The organism is Acidobacteriota bacterium (assembly GCA_004299485.1).
GTDB lineage: Bacteria > Acidobacteriota > Terriglobia > Terriglobales > SCQP01 > SCQP01.
The window spans coordinates 75,360-96,976 of sequence record SCQP01000020.1 but is presented as its reverse complement, the minus strand read 5'-3'; the positions used below and the strand labels follow the sequence as shown (position 1 = coordinate 96,976).

Below are 21,617 nucleotides of genomic sequence, written 5' to 3'. Positions count from 1 at the left end.
GGCGCGGGTTACGTCCTGTAGGCTGCGTTGATGCGGATGTAGCCCTCGGTCAGGTCGCAGGTCCACATCCAGGCCTGGGCGCGGCCGGCGCCAAGGTGGATGCGCACCGTCACCTCACGCCGCTCCAGGCGGTGCTTGGCCTCGGCCTCATCGAAGGGCAGCGCCCGCCCGCGCGCGTAGACCGGCAAGCCGCTGAACCAGATCGAGGCGCGTTCCGGATCGAACTTCGCGCCGCACCAGCCCGCAGTCGAAAGCACCCGCCCCCAGTTGGCGTCCGCGCCCGCAAGGGCGGTTTTGACCAGTGGCGAGTGCGCCAGCGCCCGGGCTACGCGGTCGGCATCGGCAAACGAGCGCGCACCTTCCACTTCCAGCGTTACGAAATGCCGCGCGCCTTCGCCATCGAGCACAATCTGGCGCGCCAGCTCCTGCGCCGTCTTGTTCAGCGCGGCCTGGAAGCGCGCACGGCCGGCCGCCGACAACGGCCCGCCCGTTCCCGACGCAAACAGCGTCGCAGTGTCATTGGTCGAGGTGTCACCGTCCACGCTAATGCGGTGAAATGAGGTCTCGACCGCCTGCCGCAGCGCCCGGTCGCAGGCCGCGGGCGCGAGCGGCGCGTCCGTGAACAAAAACCCAAACATGGTGGCCATGCGTGGATGGATCATGCCCGATCCCTTCGCCATGCCTGCCACGCGGTAGCTGCGGTCACCGTCGCGGAAGCTCGCTCCGGCGATTTTGGCGCAGGTGTCGGTGGTGCGGATGGCATGCGCCGCAGCCAGTGCCGTGTCGTCTCTTTCGAGCCAGTGCGGCAGCGCCTCTATGATTTTTTCGACCGGCAGCGGCTGGCCAATCACACCGGTCGAACCCACCAAAACCTGCTCAACCGGGCAATGCAGCAGTCGTGCCGTGACGCGCGCCATGGCCATCGCCGCGCGCTGTCCGTGGGCGCCGGTGGCGCAATTGGCGTTGCCACTGTTGACGATGAAGCCGCGCACCCGGCCGCGCGCAGCCGCAAGGTGCGCCCGCGAAAGCCGCACGGGCGCCGCCTGCACGCGATTGGTGGTGAACACCGCCGCCGCGCTCGCCGCCGGATCCATCGTCACCAGCATGAGATCCGCTGCTTTGCGCTTGATGCCGCAGTGGCCGGCGGCAAATCGGAAGCCGCGCGGCCAGGCGACCGGTGCAGGTTCAGGAATCGAAACCGGCGGAGTCATAGCGACAACTGCGTTCCCGCGCCGCCCGGCCCGAGAATCGAAACCTCGCGTACACCCGCTTCGAGCGCCGTCACGCAGGCCGCCGTCTTGGGCAGCATCCCGCCGCGCAGCGCCCCTGACATCGCCAGCGCGCGCAGCTCCGCCAGAGTTGCCTGCGGAACCGTTTGGCCGCGCGTATCGAGCACGCCATTTACATCCGTGAGGAACAGCAATCGCTCCGCTCCCAGCGCGGTGGCAATGGCCGCCGCAAACTGATCCGCGTTGACATTCAGAATCCCCGCACCGGCCGCATCCAGCGCCAGCGAGGCCAGCACCGGCGTGAACCCTGACGCCAGCAGCGACCGCAGCAGACGGGGATCGGCCCTCGCTGACCCGCCGACTGCGCCCAACCCGGCCTGTGCTACCGCGCGCACGCAGCCGGCATCGCAGCCCGTCAAACCCACCGCACGGACGCCTGCTGCATTCAGCGCCGCCACCAGCGCCGTATTGACGCTTCCGGCGAACGCCATTATCGCAGCCCGCAATGCCTCGGCGCCGGTGACACGCAGGCCATCGCGAAATTCGCTGGCGATGCCCAGCCGCGCCAGCAACGCCGTTAATGTCTTCCCCCCGCCATGAACCACGACGAGCGGCCCGATCTCCGCCTGCCGTGCCAGCGCAGCAATTAACTGCGGCTTGGGTTCTGGCTCCAAAATGCTGCCGCCCACCTTAATGACCGTCGTCATACAAGCCCAGCTCCCTCCGGCCATCCCATCATGAGGTTGGCGTTTTGGATGGCCTGCCCGGCCGCGCCCTTCACCAGATTGTCCAGGCAACCGACAATCACCGCCTGCTTGCCGTCGGCGCGCAGCTTCCAGCCAATGTCGCAATAGTTGGTGAACAGCACATCGTGCAGCTCCGGAATGTCGCCCCCGCGCACGCGGATGAAGGGCTTACCAGCGTACGCTTCTGCGTATACCGCGCCCAGGTCAGTCGTCCGGCAGCGGACATAGTGTGTGGCGAGAATGCCGCGCGGTACCGGCAGCAAATGCGGCGTGAAGGCAAACGTCTCCCCGTCCAGGCCGGCATGGCGCGCAATCTCCGGAGCATGCCGGTGACTATAGATGTTGTAAGGCTTGCAATTTCCATCGAGCTCGCAGAACTGCAAATCCTGCCGCAGCGCGCGGCCGGCGCCACTCGCGCCCGATTTGGCATCGCAAATAATGTCGGTGGGTTCGATGGCCCCTGCCGCCAGCAGCGGCCCCAGAACCAGATTGGTCGCGGTGGCATAACAGCCTGGGTTGGCCACCAGCATGGCCTTGCGGATGGCCGCCGCGTTCCGTTCCGGCCAGCCGTAGGCCGCCTCCGATTCAAAGCGGAACGCCGGGCTCAGATCCACAATCCGCGGCGGATTCGTAAACAGCCGCAGCGCCGTCACCCACGCGCGCGAGACTTCGGCCGGCGTAGCCAGAAATACCAGATCGGGCGTAACCGCCGCCATCGCCTCCACTCCGGCCGTGGAATCGAGCGCCGCCGCCACCCCCGCATGCGGATGCCGCGACAGCAGCCGCAGCAGCTCCCGTCCCGCGTAGCCGGTGGCGCCGGCGATGCCCACCCGCGCGATAGAATAATTATTCATCATAAGAATAATTATACAAAAGCCCCACGCTGTCAAGCGTTCCGTAGAATAATACGAGTGCCGGCCAGTTTTTGGATCTACAATTTCGGCTGCCGCGCCAATCAGGCCGACGGCGAGGCGCTCACGGCGGCCTGTGTCCGTGCGGGCCTGCAACCTACTGCTGAAGCGGATGCCGATTGGGTAGTTTTCAACACCTGCACCGTCACCGCCCAAGCCGATGCTGAGGCGCGCCGCGCCATCCGGCGCCTGCATCGCCTGCGGCCCCAGGCGCGCATTGCCGTCACCGGCTGTTACGCCGAACGCGCTCCGGCGGAACTTGCCGCTCTCGCAGGCGTAACCCTCGTCACCGGTCACGCGGAGAAGTGGCGGCTGCCGCAGCAACTCGTCGGCGTCGCGCCGCAATCGCAAAAGCTCGCCAGCCTGGCGCGGATCGAGCCACGCGGCAGCGCGCGCAGCCGGCCCATTGTCAAAGTGCAGGACGGTTGCGGCCGGGCGTGCAGCTTCTGCATCATTCCCCAGGTCCGCGGCGGCGACCGTTCGCGCCCTTTGGGTGAAGTGCTGGCCGAAGTCGATGCTCTCGCCGCCGCCGGCCATGCCGAAATCGTCTGCTCGGGCATCAACCTGGGGCAATGGGGGCGTGATCTGGGAGGTGGCCTCCATTTAGATGACCTAGTGTGTGCGATCCTCCAGCAAACCCGGCTGCCGCGCCTCCGGCTCAGCTCCGTCGAGCCGATGGACTGGATCCCGGAACTGACCGCGCTCATGGCGGCCAGCGGCGACCGGCTCGCGCGCCATGCGCACCTGCCGCTGCAGAGCGGCAGCGACACCGTGCTCCGGCGCATGCACCGCCGCTACCGCGCCTGCGATTACGCCGCGTGCGTTACAGTTCTCGCGGCACAAGTGCCGGGTGTGGCGATCGGCGCGGACGTTATGGCCGGGTTCCCGGGCGAAACCGACGCCGAATTTGAGGAAAGCCTGTCGTTTGTCGCCTCGCTCCCGCTGGCCTATCTGCACGTATTCCCGTTTTCACCCCGCCCAGGGACCGAAGCCGCGCAGCGCTTGGTTGCAGGCGCCTGGCGCGCGGTCTCGCCTGAGCGCACCGCCGCGCGCGCCGCCGTGTTGCGGCGTCTCGGCGCAAGCAAGCGAGCGGCGTTCCTGGACGCCCTGGTCGGCCAAACACTTTCCGCCGTCGCGCTCAGCGGCAGCGAAGCCCTGAGCGATAATTACGCTCGCATCGCCTTGCCTCAGCCGGCTCCGCCGGGCACACTGGTAGAAGTCCAAATTCGTGCCCACGACGGCGAAATGCTGCAAGCCCAATGAAGACTGTCGCTCTTTTACTTCTCTGCACGCTCGGCCTAGGCGCACAAACGCTCCCTCTGCCCAAGCCCCAGAAGCTCACCCAAACCTCGAGCAAAAAGGCCTTGCTCGCCGGAGCCTTGGGCGCCATCGCCGGCGCCTTCGTGGGCACGCAGGCGCTCGATTTTTCTGCCGTGCCCGCCGCCGACCGTCGCGCCCACGAATTTCGTGCCGGCCTCACCTACGGCGCCATCGGCGGCGTGCTGGCCGCGGGCCTGACCGCGCGCTTCGCCGGGCCGCAAGTGCCCGAGCCGCATCATTTCTTCTGGGACAAGTGGAACACGCCGCTGTTCCTGGGCGTCGCCGCGGTGCAGACGCTCGATTTCACCAGCACCCGCTACTTCCGCGACCGCAACAAAGATGAATGGTTGCTGACCAACAAGCTGGTCGACAACCGCCCCGCCTTCGTCGCCACCGAGATCTCCGCCGCCTCCTCCGCCATCGCGCTCAGCTACCTCTTCCACCGCAGCGGCCATCACGGCTGGGAACGCGTCGTCGCCATCGCGTATATCGCATTCGGGGCAGTGAGCGCCTGGGCCAACTACCGCTACCCCAAAACCGGCCACGCCCTGTTTTAGTCTGTCGGTCTATCGGTCTATCGGTCGATCAGCCGCGGTGTTGACCGACAGACTGAACGACCGACAGACCGAAAGACCTTTAGAGCTTCTCTTGCGCGGTTTTGATCTGCGCCGTGAAGTTCGCCAGCGTCTGCACAATGATCTTTTCTTCCGCCGCCGCTTGGGCGTAATTTTTCGCCTCAATGGCTTCCCGCAGGCCGGGCAGAGTTTTCACCCCGTAGCCGGTGTATAGGCCGGGTGCGTAGATCTGGTGCTTGTACCAGGGACGGCCGGGCAAACCCGCCTCGTCCATCAGCTTGCGCTCGCTGCTGTAGAGCAGGTCGTTGAGCGAGGCCAGGTCGGCTGCCGGTTCTTTGTAGAGGTTGCCATTTCCGCCATCCGATGCCATAGCATCGTCATAGGATTTCGCCGCCGAGCGCAGATTCGTCACCGCTGTCTCCAGCGGCTTGAAATCGAACACCGGCGCGCCCGCCTGTTTCCTGTACTCTGCCTCGATCTGCTGCTGATAGAGCCGCACATTGTCGGCAAAGCCGCTGAACTGCAGCGGCAGCACGTTGGCGTTGGCCAGTCGCATCACCGCCGTGCCCACCGTTTGCGCCAAAGCGCGCTCGTAGGTGAAGGTGGTGTCGCCGAAGTGCGTGAACCAGTAGAAGTCATCATAAATCGAGTGGTACACGCCCCCGCCACCTTCGCCGCCGAAGCCGAGGCTGCCGGCCGCGATGCCCAGATGCTGCAAGAAGGGTGTGAAATCCGAACCCGAACCCAGCGCGGAAATGCGCAGGTCGCCGCCGTCCAGGATGGCGTTTTTCTGCTCCGCGGTATGGGCATTTTTCAGCAGGTGGTCTTTGTCCTTGAGCCACAGCGACTGGTGCGTTTCCGGATCGGTGATGTCCTGCGCGACCAGATTGAAGAAGTGCTGCAAGGAGCCGCTGCCGCCCATGTCAAGATAGCCCTTGGCGCTGTCGTCGGTGTTGATGTAGACGACTGCTTTTTGCTCCAGCTCCGCGGCATGCGTTTCCGCCCATTCGGTTGAGCCGAGCAACCCCGGTTCTTCCCCATCCCAGGCGCAATACACGATCGTCCGCTTGGGCCGCCAGCCTTTCTTGAGCAACACGCCGTAGGCGCGCGCCTCTTCCAGCAGCGATGACTGGCCCGATAACGGATCCGCCGCGCCATTCACCCAGCCGTCCAGGTGGTTGCCGCGAATGATCCACTGGTTCGGAAACTCGCTGCCCGGAATCATGCCGATGACGTCGTAGATCGACGCCAGGCCCCAGTGAAATTTCACCAGCAAATGCACCGTCGCCGGCCCCGGCCCAATGTGGTAGGTAATCGGCAGCGCCCCGCGCCAGGCTTCCGGCGCCACCGGTCCACCCAGTGCCCGCAGCAGCGGCAGCGCGTCGCCGTAGGAAATGGGCTGCACCGGAACTTTCTGCAGCGTCTTCACTGCGCTCAGCGGCAGCCGCTTGGCGCCCGGCACCGCACCCCAGCCCGGCGTTTCCGGATCACCGGGGTAAACCGGCATGCGCAGCACGCTGCCGCGCTGTACGCCCTGCTCCGGCCGCCACGCGCCCTTGGGATAGACATCGCCCTGAAAATAGCCATCATCGCGTGGGTCAGAGTAAATCAGGCAGCCCACCGCGCCATGCGTGTACGCCAGCCACGGCTTGATGCCGCGCCAGCTATGGCCGTAGCGGGCAATCACGATCTTGCCTTTGACGCTGATACCGAGTTTGGCCAGCGTGTCGTAATCTTCCGGCACCCCATAGTTCACATACACCAGCGGCGCCGTCACGTCGCCGTCAGGACTGTAGATGTTTTCTGTCGGCAGTTGGCCGGACTGACTCGAGGTCGGGTCGACGGCAACCGCCGGCTCCTTGAGCACGGCATCATAGTGCCCCGGCGACACCAACGTCACCCGCCGCTGCAGGGGCGTCGGGTAGAGTACCTCGAACTGCTCAATATGTGCCTGCAGGCCGTCGTTTTGAAGCTGCTTCTGCACCCATTGCGCCAGCACATGCTCGCGCTCTGTACCCACGTTGTGGGGTTCGGCGCTGAGGTATTTCATGTTCGCCCGAATCTGGCCCGGCTGCGGCAGCGCCCGGAACTGACTTTCCCATTGGGCTTCGGCGGCGCTGCTGGTCGCCGAAAAGCCGAACAGCTTGGGCGAGGGTGCCGCGCGCAAATAGTACAGGGCTGCGGCGATGACGATGATGACAGCGCTGGCGATGAGCGCGGTCGAGCGGGGACGCGACGAAGGCATAGGGTCCTCTTCCAGGCGATTGAGCCGTCAGAGTATCCATTTTCCACATGCAAAGCAAGGGAAATGCCTGATGGCAGCGGCCCGCCACTGGGCCGCACACTGACAGCATTCGTCCGCTCCGGTTTGTGTAGTCCCTGTGGCTGTCTGTTCTCCTCCGTTGCGCCCGCGCAAAGCGGCGCTGATCAAGCTGATTCGGGCTTACCGAGGCTGGATCGGTGCCGCTCTGCTGCTCGGCAGCGTCGTCGCTGCCCTGGGCGCCATCGAGCCTCTATTCCTCAAGGTTCTGACCGACCTACTGGTCGCCGCCGCCGCCCACGCCGGCCGGCGCGTCTGGCGGCCGGGGCTGAAAGTCATGGCGCTGCTGGCGCTGGTGCTGCTTGTCCAACGGCTACTGCAGACGGCGCAGAACGCGGTCGTCAATCGCGTTCGCTTTGATTCCAGCTTTGATCTCTCCTCGCGGGTGCTGGATGGGCTTTACCGCCGCCCGCTCCGCTTCCATCAACACAGCAGCTCCGGCTATGTGCTGACCCGGGTCGATCGCGGCGTCGCCGCCTTGGGCGAGCTCACCCAGAATCTGCTGCAAACCCTCGTCCCCAACGTCATCACGCTCCTGCTGATGATGGCGCTGCTGTGGCGGCTTTCGCCCCGCCTGGCCTTGGTCGGCCTGGCTCCCATGCCCCTTTTCGTCTGGACTACGGTTGCGGGCGCACGTCGCCTGGTGGCTCACGAAGAGCAGGTCCAGACCGGCTGGAGCCGCCTCTATGGCCGCGTCACCGAGGTGCTGAGCGGCATCAAGACGGTGAAGTCGCTGGGCGGCGAGGACAGCGAAATTCAGGCCTATCGGGAGCGTGCCCGCGCTATTTTCGCGGGCCTGTGGCATCTGGTCTGGATCGATGAAGCCTTCGGCCAACTGAAAAATGCCCTCGCCCTCGCCGGCCGCATGAGCGTAGCGGCCTACGGTTTCTGGCTGGTGCTGGACGGATCGATCACCACCGGAACCTGGATTGCGGCCACCAGCTACGCCGCCTTGCTCTATGGACCGCTGGCCGGCCTGGCCGGCACCTACAGCACCATCGCCCGGCAATGGGTCGCTGCGGGCGCGGTTCTGGACTTCCTCGATGCCCAGCCGCCCGCGCTACCGGCATCTGTCGCATCTTTGCCCCGGTTGCGCGGAGAGATCGAATTCGACCAGGTGAGCTTTGGCTACGAAAGCGCCGAGGCATGTAGAACCATCGACGCATTGAGTTTCCGCATTGCCGCCGGCGAGCACATCGCCATCGTGGGACCCAGCGGCGGCGGCAAGACCACGCTCGTCGACCTGCTCCTGGGCTTCCATGAACCTGCTGCCGGCGCCATCCGGCTCGATGGCCGCGACCTGCGCACCATCGCCCCATCCGCGCTGCGGCGCCAGATGGCGGTGGTTTTGCAGGATCCCTTGTTGCTGGAGGGCACGATTGCCGAAAATCTGACCTTCGGCGCCTGCGACCGCGAACAGGCCACCACGCCGCGGTTGTGGCGTGCGCTCGAAGCTGCCCAGGCCGCAGCCTACGTGCGGCAGTTACCCGATGGCCTCGATACCCATCTGGGTGAGCGCGGCACCCGCCTTTCCGGCGGTGAGCGCCAGCGCCTGGCCATTGCCCGCGCCCTGCTGCGCGAGCCCCGCATCCTGATTCTGGATGAAGCCAGCGCGCACCTCGACGCCGAAAGCGAAGCCGCCCTCAACTACGCCCTCCGCACCGCCCTGGCCGGACGCACGGCGCTGATCATTTCTCATCGCCTGGCTACGCTGGCGCCCTGTGACCGCATTTTTGTCGTCGGCCACGGCCGCCTGCTGGAGGCGGGCACGCCCCAGGAGCTGGCCGCAAGCGGCGGCTTTTTCGCCCGCTGGTCGCAACCCGATTTCGCCTCCGTCGCTGACTGATGGCAAGCCACTCTACAATAAGGAATGTCCGTTTCCGCCAGTCCGGTCGCCGCGCGGGTGCCGCTGCTGCGCCAGGTGCCCCTGTTTGCTGATCTCGAAGAGGAGCAATTGCTGACGCTGGCGCACCGCTCCGTGCTGCACCACTACGCTCCGGGTGAAATCTTGTTTCACGAGGGTGACCGCTGCGCCGGTGTCTTCGTGCTTACTCGCGGCGCCGTGCGGGTATTCAAAATTTCCGCCTCCGGCCGCGAGCTGATGCTGCACCGTGACCACGCGCCGGTGACCGTCGCCGAAGTGCCGCTGGTCGATGGCGGGCCCTATCCGGCCTCGGTGCGCGCCGATACCGAAGTCGAGGCGCTTTTTCTGGAGCGCAAGGATTTCCTGAAGCTCTGCAGCGAGCATCCCCAGATCGCCTGTGCCGCGCTCGCCGTTTTTGGCCGCAAACTGCGCATTCTGGTGTCGCTGCTCGAGGCCGTGACCTTCGGCGGCGTGCGCCAGCGCCTGGCTCGCATGCTCCTCGACCAGGCCGACAGCACCCAGCACATTACCGCAACGCATCAGGAACTGGCGCTGGCGCTGGGCACGGTGCGCGAAGTGGTCTCGCGCAATCTCAGCCGCTTTCAGGCCGAGGGTATGGTGCACCTGAAGCCGCGCGAAATCGAACTGCTTGATCCGGCGGCCCTGCGTCACGAAGCCGAAAACGAACTGTAAGTCAGGATTTGGGCTTGCCGCCGTTGCCGTTGCGCCTAATGTAGCGCTCGACCACGACAATGAAGGCATCGAGACGTTCATCCAGCGCCGCGAGCGGCGCTCCGACTCCGCTTGCGTTTCGGTAAGCAGCGCGAGCTGGGTCTCAAACCTTGCCTGCTGCTGCAGCACGAACGCAATCGCGCGCTCCATCTCCACGCCCGTCCGCCATTTTACCGCTTATAATGCCCCTTGTGCTCTCCCCGGGAACCCGCTTTGGCCCCTATGAAATCATCGCCGCGCTCGGCGCCGGCGGCATGGGTGAGGTCTACCGTGCCCGCGATCCGCGCCTCGGCCGCGAAGTGGCCATCAAGATCCTGCCCGCAGCGTGGGCGCGCGATGCCGAACGGCTGCGCCGGTTCGAGACCGAGGCGCGCGCGGCCGGGCAACTGAACCACCCCAACATTCTGAGCGTGTACGACTTCAGCGTTCACGAGGGCACGCCCTATCTGGTCACCGAGTTGCTCGAGGGCGAAACGCTGCGCGAACGGCTCACGCCTCCCTCCGCGCTGCCGGCACGCAAGGCCATCGAAATCGCCGCCCAGGTCGCGCGCGGCCTCGCCGCGGCACACGCCAGGGGCATCGTCCATCGCGACCTCAAGCCGGAAAACATTTTCCTAACCCGCGGCGGTCAGGCAAAGATTCTCGATTTCGGCCTGGCGAAAGTGACTGCCCCGGTCAGTGACGATGCCGTGACGGTCGCGGCGGGCGAGGTAACCAGCGCCGGCTCGGTGCTCGGCACGGCCGGCTACATGGCGCCTGAACAAGTGCGCGGCGAAGCCGCCGACGCCCGCTCGGATCTGTTTGCGCTGGGCGCGATTCTGTACGAAATGGTCGCCGGCCGGCGCGCCTTTCAGAAGGCTACGGCCGTCGAAACCATGTCGGCGGTGCTGAAAGAAGAGCCAGCGGCCGCTGCCGTCATCGATCCCGCCTTGCAGCGTGTGCTCGATCATTGCCTGGAAAAAGACCCTACCGCGCGCTTTCAGTCCGCACGCGATCTCGAATTCGCACTCGCCGCGCTCGGCGGTTCCACCTCGATGCAGGCGGCCGCGCTGCCCGCGCCCCGCCGCCGTCATGGGTGGTGGGCGCCGGCGGTAGGCGTTGCGGGCCTGGTCATTGGCGGCCTGCTGGTCTACTTTTTCGCCCGTCCGCCCGCGCCTACCATTCCAGCCCTGGTTCGCTTCAGCATTCCTGCACCCACCGGTGGCGACCTGCCTGGCGGCGGCTTAGCACTCTCGCCCGACGGAACCAAAATGGCTTACGTCGCCGGTGACCGCACTGGCGTCGATCAACTCTGGTTGCGGCACATGGGTGCGCTCGATGCCCGCCCGCTGCCAGGCACAATCGGCTCTGAGTGGCCGTTCTGGTCGCGCGATGGCGCGCGCCTCGGCTTTTTCACCAGCACCGGTCTGGCGGTGATGGATGTGGCCAGCGGCGCTGTCCAGTCGCTGGAGTCGAGCCCGGTACAAGTTGCTCGCGGCGCCACCTGGGGGGCGGGCGACATGATCGTTTATCAGCCCGCACCCACGGGATCACTGCTGAAGATGTCGGTGCAGGGCGGCACGTCTGCGACTGCCAGTACGGGCACTGCCGTAGGCGGCACGGACCGCTGGCCACAGTTTTTGCCCGACGGCAAGCACTTCATCTTTCTGCGCTTTAACGCGCACGAGGACGACGGCACGCTGCTCGAGGCGTCATTGGCCGATAGCACGCCACACGTAGTTGCCGGTGTGCCGAAATTAGAATCCCAGGTGATCTACGCCGACGGATCCCTGCTGTATTCTCTCGATGGCAGCCTGACGGCACAACCCTTCGACTGGCGCAGCGGCAAGACAACCGGCACACCACGCTCGCTGGCTGTCCCGCTGATGCCGATGGGACTGGCAGGCGCCACCGGCGCATTGGCGCTCACCGCGGGTAACGGACTGCTGGCTTGGGATCAATCCGGTCAGCCACTCACGCAACTTGTGGTCGTGGACCGGAGCGGAAAAGTCATGCGCACCATCGGCGCGCCCGCACGCTATCTGGGCTGGTCACTCTCGCCCGATGGCAAGACGATTTCAGCCAGCCGCGTGGATTCCGACGCGAAAGCCGACGCCATCTGGCTGATGAGCGCTGCCACCGGCGCTCCGCGCCGTCTCACCTTCGCACCGGGGCAGTACCAAAATCAGGCGTGGTCGCCTGATGGTCAGTGGCTCTATTACGGTTTGGCGCCGGGCGGTGTGATCGATGTGTACCGCAAGCGCACCGATGGCGTTGGCGCCGCCGAACAACTGACGCAGTCCCTTTACGCTGCGCCCCATAGCCTGTCGCCCAACGGAAAGTTGCTGCTGTTTTCCACTCTGAACGGGTCGCACTACGATCTTCACTTGCGAACGTTGTCACCCACCGGGCGGCCATCCGTTCCCGATCAGATGCTCCAGCCCGGCGCCGGTTATGGGCAGTTTTCACCTGACGGGCACTGGATCGCCTACTCCACCGAGATCGCGCGCCCGGAAGCAGCGGACGTGTTCGTAATGCCCAACCCTCCCAACAGCAGCCGCTGGCAGATTTCGCCCACAAACGGCAACAGTCCCATCTGGTCGCACGACGGCAAAGATCTGTACTACCAATCGGGCCAGCAACTCATGCAAGTCCACGTCCTGCCCGCGCACAGCGGCGCTTTCGCCTTTTCCGCGCCGCAAGTGCTGTTTGCTATGCCCGCCCGCCAGGTCTCAGCCTACTACGGCGGCTACCAGGCGTTGTACTCACCCTTTCCAGACGGCAAAGCGTTCCTGCTCGGCGAACCCGCCAACAGCGCCGGCGCGGTCACCGGTATAACGGTGGTGACCAATTGGCCGCGCGCGCTGGCGCACTAGCACTTGTGACCGAAGTCATATTGCGACCCGCACGCAAGCGCCATTCTTGTCGCGGAGGGCTAATTGCCATGGCAACCGTAGCGGCTTCCCAATCCGTGGGAGACCTGGCTGTTGAAACACCCGGAGCAGCGCGCGTATTCGAACAGATGGGCATTGACTTCTGTTGTGGCGGCAAGAAGAGCCTCAGCGAGGTCTGCAGGGACAAGGGCATTGAACTTAAGGTTGTGCTACAGGCGATCGCCGACCAGACCCAGAAGAATAGCGCCGAAGCGCCGGACCGGCACTGGCGGCGGGAGCCGATGCAGAGCCTGATGTCGCACATCGTCGAGCGGCATCATCAATACGTGCGCTCCGAAACCCCGCGCATCGAGAGCTGGCTGGTGAAGTGCGTGGCGGCGCATGGCGCCCATCATCCCGAGCTGAGCCAGATTCAACGCACCTTCGCCGCCATGGTCAGTGAGATGGCGCAGCACATGGCCAAAGAGGAGTTGATCCTGTTTCCCGCCATCGCACGCGCCGAAGGCGGCAATGGCAATGCCAGCCTGGCCGCGCCCGTGCGCATGATGATGACCGAGCACGACGATACCGGCCGCGCCCTGGTCGAAATCCGCAACTTCAGCGGAGGCAAGTTCGCTGTTCCTGCGGATGGCTGCTCCACTTACGCCGCCTTGTACCGGGCGCTGGACGAGTTTGAATCCGATATGCGTCAACACGTACACTTGGAGAACAATATTTTGTTCCCGCGCGCCCTCGCGCTTGACGATGGCAACAGCAAACCTTGATTCCACAGCCGAGCAACTGCGCCGCTACGAGCAGCGCATGGCGCGGCTGCTGACCGCGTTCATTAGCTCCGGGCTGGTTTATCTCCTTGGCCCGGGCAGCTTTCTCGGTCTCTGGAACCTGTTTGCAATCAGCCAGCAGCACGCTCCCTTTGCCGTCACCGCCACCTGGCTGCAAGCTCACGGCCATGCTGAAGTCTACGGCTGGGTGGGCAGCTTCATTCTTGGCATCGGACTGCATTCGCTCACCCGCCGCCACCGCACGCGTGTGAACTTTGCCTGGGCCTGGACCTGCTGGGCGGTCTGGACTGGCGCCATCGGCATGCGCTGGTTCACCGGCGTCTACGACTGGCACTGGCGCCTTCTGTTGCCCGCGTCGGCCGCGCTCGAACTTTTCGCCTACGGCATTTTTCAGACCACTGTCCGCAAAGCCCACAAGCGCGTACCTGGCCAGCCGCGCGAGCCATTGCCCGGCTGGGTCATGCTGGTGCTCACTGGCGCACTTGGCTTTGGCCTGACGCTCGTTGTGAACCTCGCCGGCGCGATCCATCAGGCCGGATGGGGCGCCTCGGCCGCATTCCCACCCTGGTGGGATCGCCGCATGGTCGAGCTGATGACCTGGGCGTTTTTGGCGCCCTTCGTCTTTGGTTTTTCGACCCGCTGGCTGCCTGTCTTTGCCGGCCTGCGCCCGTCCAGAGATTGGGTTCCGCGCGCTCTGGCGCCGATTCTGGCTGCAGGCGCCATCGCCATGCTCGCCGGCTGGTGGCTACCGGGCGCATTCCTGTGGGCAGCGGCAGCCGCGATTGCGGTCACCGGATTACATATCTTCCGCCCGGCAATTGCCAAGGCAAAGACGCAAAATATCCATCCCACATTTCCCTGGTTTTTGCGTTTCGCTTACGGATGGCTGGTCGTATCCGCCGCTCTCGGCCTCTGGTCCGCCTTCTCGCCCGCCAACACCGGTCTGACCGGCGCTGGACGGCACGCGTTCACGGTCGGCTTCATCGCTACCATGGTTCTTACCATTGGCCAGCGCGTCCTTCCTGCCTTCGCGGGCATGAAGCTGCTCCACAGCCCCGCACTCATGTTCATTTCGTTGGCGTCGCTGGAAATCGGCTGCCTGCTGCGCGTCAGCGGCGAACTGCTGGCCTATCCCGGCTGGTGGCCCATCGCTTGGAGCTGGCTGCCGTTTTCCGCCGGCCTCGAAATCACCGCCTTCACGCTCTTCGCCTACAATCTCGCCCGCACCCTCGCCAGCCCGCCCGCCCACCTGCGCGCAGCAGCCTGACCCAGGTAAAGATGCTATTCTTTACTTCAAGGTAAGGAGTAGGCGATGCCGAAGGCCAAAATCAGCAGCAAGGGCCAGGTGACAATCCCGATCGAAGTGCGCAAATGGCTGGGTGTAAAGGCCGGGGACAAGGTCGAGTTCGCCCGCCGGCATGGCGAGATCGTAGTGCGTCCAGCACGGGAAAACAAAGAGGGCGTCTGGGCGAAGTACGCCGGCATTCTGGGCGACTTCCCAGGCGGCGAGGAGGAAATCAATGCTTGGATTCGCGAAATGCGTGACGAGGACTGAAGATGCGAACGGCTGTAGACACCAATGTGCTATCGCTGTACTGGTCGGGCAATGAGCGCTTTCGCGACATGCAATCGCTCCTCGTGCGCTGTGCAGCCGAAGGAGCCGTGATGATCTCTGGCATTGTCTACGCGGAACTGCTGGCTCATCCGCGCGCCGGCAGAGATCTGCTTTCCACGTTCCTCCAGGAAGCGGGAATCGCAATGGAACCGGAAACGGGCGCGGCGACGTGGGAGACGGCGGGGCGAGCGTACTCGGCATATTGCCGGCAGCGCCGGAGCTCAGGCGGAGGCGAATCTAAGCGCCTGCTTGCGGATTTCGTGATCGGGGCGCACGCGCAACTGCGCGCCGATCGCCTGGCGACACTCGACCAGGAGCGCTATCGCGCCTACTTTCCCGAGCTGGTGCTGATTCCGTAAGGAGCAGCCGCTTTTATAATAGAGACATGGCTACCGCTGACACTGCTGCTCCGCTCACCATTGATCTCGCTCATCTTCCGCCCTTCCACAACGATCCGTTCGCGGACTTCAGCAAGCCGGAGGTGCGCCAGGCCTACGAAAAAGGCTTGGCCGAGGCGCGCGCCGAGCTGGGACGCGAATACGACAACCGCATCGGTGACAAGCGGGTGAAGAGCGCCAAAAAGTTCAACTCCTACAACCCTTCGCGCAGCAGCGAAGTCGTGGGCGTCCATCAGGAAAATACGGTCGAAGCCGCGCACGAGGCGGTCGCCAATGCCGCGCTGACGTTCGAGTGTTGGCGGCTGACGAAACCGGAGAAGCGCGTCGAGATTCTGCTCAAGGCGGCCGAAATCATGCGCCGCCGCAAGCCCTACTACTCCGCCTGGCTGACGCTGGAGACGGGCAAAACCTTCCCCGAAGCCGATGCCGACCTGGGCGAATCCATCGACTTCCTCGAGTACTACGGCCGCCAGGCATTAAAGCTGTTCGGGCCGCAATCAATTCATCAGTTGCCCGGCGAAAAAGACGAGCTGGTATACATTCCGCTGGGCGTAGGCGCGGTGATTCCGCCCTGGAACTTCCCCATGGCCATCACCTGCGGCATGACCGCCGCGGCCATTGTTGCCGGCAACACCGTGGTGCTGAAACCGTCAAGCGATTCGCCGACGATTGCCGCCAAGCTGGTCGAAGCGCTGGCCGAAGCCGGCCTGCCTGGCGGTGTGGTCAACTTCCTAACCGGTGGTGGCGGCACGGTGGGCGACGCCCTGGTGACCGATCCACGTGTGCGCTTCATTTCTTTCACCGGGTCAAAAGCTGTCGGCCTGGAGATCAACCGCAAAGCCGCCAATACCAAGCCCGGCCAAAAATGGATTAAGCGCACAGTTCTCGAGATGGGTGGCAAAGACTCGATTCTTGTCGACGATGACAGCGACGTGAATGCCGCGGTCGAAGCCGTAGCCGTCTCAGCGTTCGGCTATCAGGGCCAGAAGTGCTCTGCCTGCTCGCGCGCCATTGTGCACGAAAAAATCTACGACCAGTTCGTCAACAAGCTAGCCGAGCGCACCAAAAAGATGAAAGTCGGCGACGCCGGCGACGCCGCCAACTATATGGGCCCGGTGATCAACGAACGCTCGCTCAAAAGCACGCTCAACTATATCGAGATCGGGAAAAAAGAAGGCCGCCTGGTCGCCGGCGGCAAGCGCACCGATGGTCCCGGCTATTTCATCGAGCCGACCGTTTTCGCCGACATTGCGCCCGACGCGCGCCTGGCGCAGGAAGAGATCTTTGCGCCCGTACTCGCGGTCATCAAGTGCAAGAGCTTCGACGACGGCCTGGCCATCGCCAACAATACCGAGTACGGCTTGACCGGCGCCGTCTTCACCAAAGACCCGAAAAAGCTGGAGAAGGCCGCCGCCGAGTTCCACGTCGGCAATCTCTATTTCAACCGCAAGTGCACCGGCGCCATGGTGGGCGCGCACCCCTTCGGCGGCTTCAACATGTCCGGCACCGACAGCAAGGCCGGCGGCCCCGATTACCTGCTGCTGTTCACGCAGGCGAAATCCATCGCCCACAAACTATAGTAGTTGGGCGCTGCGCCGCTTTAACCCGCAGAATGTCTGGACCACGGCATTCAGGCTTTCCATTCGACCGCAGTCTCTTGCGCAAAAGCTTCGTAGCGGCGGGGGGCGCGACCGAGCAGGGATGCAAATGCGGCTGTCTCGGTCGGGGTAGCTGTAAATCCACGTTCGGCGTAGCCTTGAAACATCACCCGCAGGTCAAACGCCGACCACGCCGGAACGAACGCAGCCAGTTGCTTTTCCCAGACGTCGAAATCGTGCCCGGCGTACTGCACTGGCTTGCCCAGCACGCGACTCCAGATTTCGGCTACGCCCGGACCGGTGAGTTGGTCGGCTACCAGACTGTAGGTCTTGCCGGCATGGCTGGTTCCAGTGATGATCCTTGCCGCTGCCTCCGCGATATCGCGAACGTCCACCGCGGCCATGCCGCCGAGGCCGATAGGGGACGGGTAAATACCGGCACCGGTCAGCGCATCTTTCAGCCGGGCGTCATTCTGATAAAAGTAGCCGGGCCGCAGGATGGTGAAGGGCATTCCAAACTCGCGCAGAGCCGCTTCGACGGCCAGCTTGGAAGCGAAATGGGGCACATCACGGAACTGATCGACTTTGAACACCGACAGATAGACGATCTGCGCCACGCCCAGCCGCCACGCCAGATTGTAGGCAATCAGTGCCTGGGTTAATTCGTCGGGAACCACCGCATTCAACAGAAAAAGCTTATGAACGCCCTGTAGCGCCCGTTCGAGCGCGGCCGGATCGAGCAAATCCCCCTGCATCCACTCGGAGCCTTCCGGCAAGGAATGTGCCGCCGGCGGCTTGCGGCTGAAGGCCCGCACCAGAATGCCGCGCTGGGTCAACTCCGTAATCAGTGCCCGCCCGATCTGCCCAGTGGCGCCGGTAACCAGAACCTTCATGACCGCCTCCTGTTTCTATAGTACGTATATACTTGCCGCATGATCGAGCGGGGCACGCGGCTGGGGCCTTACGAGGTAGAGTCGGCGCTGGGCGCAGGTGGCATGGGCGAGGTGTATCGTGCCCGTGACACGCGCCTGGACCGCACGGTCGCGCTTAAGGTCTTGTCTGCCAAACTCGATGCCACGCCCGAGCTGCGCGGACGCTTCGAGCGAGAAGCGCGCGCGATTGCCGCGCTGCAGCATCCGAACATCTGCGTGCTGCACGATCTGGGGCAGGAAGGCGCGATGGCATTTCTGGTGATGGAGTACCTGGAGGGTGAAACGCTTGCGGTGCGGCTGCGGCGCGGAGCACTACCGCTGACCGAAGTAATCGCCATTGGCGGGCAGATCGCCTCAGCGCTGGAGCGGGCGCACCGCGCCGGGATTATCCATCGCGACCTCAAACCGGCCAACGTCATGCTCACGCGTGGTGGCGCCAAGCTGCTCGACTTCGGCCTGGCGAAAGCCAATGTGACCTCGGGGTTCGCGCAGACGGCAATCGCATCGGATGCGCCCACGCTTTCGGCTATGACGCAAGCCGGCGTTGTAATGGGCACCGTTCCTTACATGGCGCCCGAGCAACTGGAAGGGCGTGAGGCCGACGCGCGCAGCGATATCTATGCCTTTGGCTGCGTACTCTACGAGATGACGACCGCCGAAGCCGCCTACAAGGGGACACACACCATTCAGCCGCCGGCGTTGCACCGGCTGGTGCAGGCGTGCCTGGCGAGGAATCCGGACGTGCGGGTGCAATCGGCCCACGATGCGGGGTTGATGCTGGCAGCGGCGGGCGAAGCCGCCGCGCCGGCGGCTGTTGCGGCCAGGCGGCGCTGGTTGTGGCCGGCCATCACCACCGCCGCAGTGATCGCGGCAGCAGCAGTTGCATGGCATCTGCGTCCGGCTGCGCCGGCAGCACAAATCAGCGCCGAGATCGCGCCACCGCCCGGCACGCATTTTGCATTTCAGGGCGTACATCCAGGTCCGCCTGTAATTTCGCCGGACGGGCGCCGAGTCGTGTTTCTCGCCAGCAGCGGCAATCACACCTCCCTTTGGTTGCGGTCGCTCGATAGTCCCGTGGCGCGCGAGTTGCCCGGCACCGTCGGCGCAGACCTGCCCTTCTGGTCGCCCGACAGCCGCGAGATCGGGTTTGTGCAAAGCGCCACCGAAGTCGGTGTGGTCGACACCGGTGCACTCATGGTGCTCGACCTAGCGGGCGGAGCGCCGCGCGAGCTGGCGCCCGTAGGCACATTTCGCGGTGGGACCTGGGCGGCGGATGGCACTATCCTCTATGCTCCGGATTCGAGCGGTGGTCTGATGCGGATTCGTGCTTCCGGCGGCACGCCACAACCGGTGCTCAAGGGTACCGCCAATATTGATTCCCACCGCTTTCCTTACTTTTTACCCGACGGCAAGCATTTTCTGTACATGACCGTCAGCCATGCGGACCCGACGCGCGACATGATTTACGAGGCTTCGCTTGACGGCAGCATGAACCGGCCCCTGATCGCCTCACAGACCCCGGGCATTTATGCCGACGGGGCTCTGCTGTATTCAGATCGGGGAACGCTGCTTGCCGCGCGGCTCGACCAGGCGAGCGGAACCCTCAGCGGCTCGCCGCGGCCGGTCGTGACCGGGATTTACGATGATGTCGAGAGCTGGAGACCGGGCTATTCGGTTTCACGCACGGGTCTATTGGTGTACGCCTCCGGATCGGCGGGCCCGCAGCGTTTGGCGTGGACCAACCGCAGCGGTGTGTTGGGGCCATTGCTGCCGGGCTACAGCGGCGAAGCCGTGCAGGCTTCGGTAGCTCCCGATGGTGCGCACTTCGCGCTCGCCGTCGACAACGGCATTCAGGATATCTGGACGCAAAGCAGCACGGGCGGTACGCCGACACGACTGACGTTTGGAGGACCACTGATTCACTCCTCTCCGGTTTGGTCGCCTGATGGACGCTGGATCGCCTATTCGGATCGGGCCACGGCATGGCGGATCGCCGCGACCGGCGGAGCACGTCAGCGCATCGGCGCGGGGCCATCGGGAACTACATTTTTCGAACCTGCAGGGTGGTCAGCCGATGGCAAAGAGCTATTGTGCATGCTGGTGAACGAGCGCGGCCTCAACTCGATGGCGGGGCTGAACGTCGCCGGCGGTGCGCTGCGTCCCATCGCCGCGACACCGGGAATGAATATCGCCGAACTGGAACTGTCGCCCGATAGCCGCTGGGTAGGTTATCTCGCGGGTCCACCGGGGCAACCGGAAAACGTCTACTTGGTACCGTTTCGAGGAGGCTCGGGGTCGGTGTGGCAAGTCACCACCGCTGGCGCCTCACGGTTCTTCTGGGTCAAGGGCGGGCGCGAGCTGGACGTGATCGATGAGACTGGGCAACTGCTGGCCATACCCGTAACCGTGAACGGAGATGCCCCAGTGCCGGGTACTCCCCAAGTGGTGGCAACGAATTTTCCAGAAGCGATTGCCGCGGCGCCCGACGGCCAGGGCTTCCTCGCCGTCACATATCCCGACGATCACCAATCCCTGTGCGTGCTCAGCGACTGGCCGCGCACCCTGCACTAACGGCCAACGGTCGCTTTCTTGGCAGGGCGAGAGGCCGATTCCAGCCCAATGGTGTCGGCGAGCTTGCGCTCCACGCGGCTGACGCGCTCGAGCTGGCCTTTCGCCGGAAAGCGCTCGTAAAAGCCCTCGCTGCGGAAGTCGCGGACCAGATCACTCCAGGGCCGCAGCCGTGCCGTCCAACGGGCGAGACGGTCGCCCGCGCCTAGACCCTCGACGCGATCGTCAATCGCCAGGTCATTGCAGACGCGCAGCATGGCCTTGAGCGTGACCGGCTTGGTCACCTCATAACGCTCATTGCCCCAGGCATCGCCCCAGGCCGCGCGCGCCGCCTGCAGGTAGTCGCGTACCAGGTCGTAGGCGCGGTCGGCGGCGTTGCGCGCCGTCACATCCCATTCGTCGTCGCGCGTCCACCGGTGCAGCTCGTTAAACAGCTCCGCCTGCAAAATCCATTTCACCTGCTTGCTGCGTCCGCCGAGCCGGTTGATGCGATAGCGCAACGGGCTGTCGGGCTGCGAATACAGCCGCTCGGCGACGTGCGCGGCAAAGCGCTGCTCGTGCGTGGTCCACGAGACGCGCTCGTACAAATCCACCATGTGGCTCTTATTGATGCGCGTCGCTGTCGAGTTGATGGTCACGAACATTTCAACCGCGAAATCCTCGCTGCGGCCATCGAAAATCACGCAGGGCACGCGCAGGCCGACCGCCTCATGGGGATGGCGTTTGCAGTAGAAGTGCAGCGCCGCCAGGCGATGCTGGCCATCAATGATCAGAAACTTCTCGTGCGGCTCGGTCAGCTCGCCCGCGCTTTCGATACCCCGGCCGAGCGGCGTGAAACGCAGGTTCTCTTTCGTGAACAGCAGAATCGTGCCGGGAATCGGCGGCTGACTCTCCGCGGTCTCGTAGAAGTTGATGATCTGCTTGACCTTGGTGCGCTTCATTTCACGTTGAAACGACTCGTCCTTCTTCTCGACCCCGGCGATGAAGCGCGCAACCTCATCGGTGTCGTCGGGTGTGGCGTCGGCAGCCAGCGTTTCGCCTTGCTCGCCATAAAAGCGGCTGCTGAAACGCACCCGCGCCAGCAGGTCTTCGGCGCGGTAGGCGATGAAGTAAAAGGCGCTTCCTTTTTGCTCAATTCGAGTGGCAAACATGGG

The 21,617-nt window shown here is 64.4% G+C and carries 17 protein-coding genes; 11 read left to right on the top strand and 6 right to left on the bottom strand.

Features of this window, described 5'->3' with window-relative positions; all coding sequences use genetic code 11:
• Positions 1–8 precede the first annotated feature (8 nt).
• Genes argJ through argC form a run of 3 tightly spaced genes read right to left on the bottom strand, consistent with a single transcriptional unit; the run spans position 9 to position 2,832 of the window.
• A complete protein-coding gene (gene argJ / locus EPN33_14850) occupies positions 9–1,211 on the bottom strand; it encodes a bifunctional glutamate N-acetyltransferase/amino-acid acetyltransferase ArgJ (GenBank protein TAN20642.1) in 1,203 nt (400 codons plus the stop codon).
• Positions 1,208–1,960 (bottom strand): acetylglutamate kinase, encoded by a 753-nt coding sequence (gene argB / locus EPN33_14845; GenBank protein ID TAN20641.1) that lies wholly within the window; start codon positions 1,958–1,960, stop codon positions 1,208–1,210. The genes argJ and argB overlap by 4 nt, the downstream gene beginning before the upstream one ends.
• Positions 1,933–2,832 carry an N-acetyl-gamma-glutamyl-phosphate reductase gene (gene argC / locus EPN33_14840; protein TAN20640.1) on the bottom strand — a complete coding sequence of 300 codons (900 nt, stop codon included), beginning with the start codon at positions 2,830–2,832 and terminating at the stop codon, positions 1,933–1,935. The genes argB and argC overlap by 28 nt, the downstream gene beginning before the upstream one ends.
• Between argC and EPN33_14835 the strand changes: the two genes are divergently transcribed.
• On the top strand, positions 2,737–4,149 hold the full coding sequence (locus EPN33_14835; protein TAN20639.1) for a MiaB/RimO family radical SAM methylthiotransferase: 1,413 nt from the start codon (positions 2,737–2,739) through the stop codon (positions 4,147–4,149). The two genes, argC and EPN33_14835, sit on opposite strands and share 96 nt — an antisense overlap.
• Entirely contained in the window at positions 4,146–4,763 is a 618-nt protein-coding gene (locus EPN33_14830; protein TAN20638.1) for a hypothetical protein, read from the top strand. The genes EPN33_14835 and EPN33_14830 overlap by 4 nt, the downstream gene beginning before the upstream one ends.
• A 79-nt stretch (positions 4,764–4,842) precedes the next feature.
• On the opposite strand, the gene EPN33_14825 is transcribed toward EPN33_14830, so the two are convergent.
• Complete coding sequence (locus tag EPN33_14825) at positions 4,843–7,026, bottom strand: M28 family peptidase (protein TAN20637.1); 2,184 nt, start codon at positions 7,024–7,026, stop codon at positions 4,843–4,845.
• A 136-nt stretch (positions 7,027–7,162) separates the two neighbouring features.
• On the opposite strand from EPN33_14825, the gene EPN33_14820 reads away from it, so the two are divergent.
• From EPN33_14820 to pruA, 8 genes are all read left to right on the top strand, one after another.
• Complete coding sequence (locus tag EPN33_14820; GenBank protein TAN20636.1) at positions 7,163–8,947, top strand: ABC transporter ATP-binding protein; 1,785 nt, start codon at positions 7,163–7,165, stop codon at positions 8,945–8,947.
• 24 nt (positions 8,948–8,971) lie between these two features.
• The gene (locus EPN33_14815; GenBank protein TAN20635.1) at positions 8,972–9,658 is read left to right on the top strand and encodes a Crp/Fnr family transcriptional regulator; all 687 of its coding nucleotides are present in this window, start codon (positions 8,972–8,974) and stop codon (positions 9,656–9,658) included.
• Positions 9,659–9,879: 221 nt separating this feature from the next.
• The gene (locus EPN33_14810) at positions 9,880–12,552 is read left to right on the top strand and encodes a serine/threonine-protein kinase (GenBank protein TAN20634.1); all 2,673 of its coding nucleotides are present in this window, start codon (positions 9,880–9,882) and stop codon (positions 12,550–12,552) included.
• Positions 12,553–12,620: 68 nt separating this feature from the next.
• Entirely contained in the window at positions 12,621–13,334 is a 714-nt protein-coding gene (gene ric / locus EPN33_14805; protein ID TAN20633.1) for an iron-sulfur cluster repair di-iron protein, read from the top strand.
• Positions 13,198–14,619: a hypothetical protein gene (locus EPN33_14800; protein TAN20632.1), complete on the top strand. Its 1,422-nt coding sequence runs from the start codon at positions 13,198–13,200 to the stop codon at positions 14,617–14,619. The genes ric and EPN33_14800 overlap by 137 nt, the downstream gene beginning before the upstream one ends.
• Before the next feature lie 45 nt (positions 14,620–14,664).
• A complete protein-coding gene (locus EPN33_14795) occupies positions 14,665–14,907 on the top strand; it encodes an AbrB/MazE/SpoVT family DNA-binding domain-containing protein (GenBank protein TAN20631.1) in 243 nt (80 codons plus the stop codon).
• Positions 14,908–14,909: 2 nt separating this feature from the next.
• The gene (locus EPN33_14790) at positions 14,910–15,326 is read left to right on the top strand and encodes a type II toxin-antitoxin system VapC family toxin (GenBank protein ID TAN20630.1); all 417 of its coding nucleotides are present in this window, start codon (positions 14,910–14,912) and stop codon (positions 15,324–15,326) included.
• A 26-nt stretch (positions 15,327–15,352) separates the two neighbouring features.
• Positions 15,353–16,945 (top strand): L-glutamate gamma-semialdehyde dehydrogenase, encoded by a 1,593-nt coding sequence (gene pruA, locus EPN33_14785; protein TAN20629.1) that lies wholly within the window; start codon positions 15,353–15,355, stop codon positions 16,943–16,945.
• Between the two features lie 50 nt (positions 16,946–16,995).
• On the opposite strand, the gene EPN33_14780 is transcribed toward pruA, so the two are convergent.
• Entirely contained in the window at positions 16,996–17,856 is an 861-nt protein-coding gene (locus tag EPN33_14780; GenBank protein TAN20628.1) for an NAD-dependent epimerase/dehydratase family protein, read from the bottom strand.
• A gap of 39 nt (positions 17,857–17,895) precedes the next feature.
• Here EPN33_14780 and EPN33_14775 point away from each other — a divergent pair, with 39 nt between their 5' ends.
• Positions 17,896–20,466: a serine/threonine-protein kinase gene (locus EPN33_14775; GenBank protein TAN20627.1), complete on the top strand. Its 2,571-nt coding sequence runs from the start codon at positions 17,896–17,898 to the stop codon at positions 20,464–20,466.
• On the opposite strand, the gene EPN33_14770 is transcribed toward EPN33_14775, so the two are convergent.
• Positions 20,463–21,614 (bottom strand): DGQHR domain-containing protein, encoded by a 1,152-nt coding sequence (locus tag EPN33_14770; protein TAN20626.1) that lies wholly within the window; start codon positions 21,612–21,614, stop codon positions 20,463–20,465. The genes EPN33_14775 and EPN33_14770 overlap by 4 nt on opposite strands.
• Positions 21,615–21,617 lie beyond the last annotated feature (3 nt).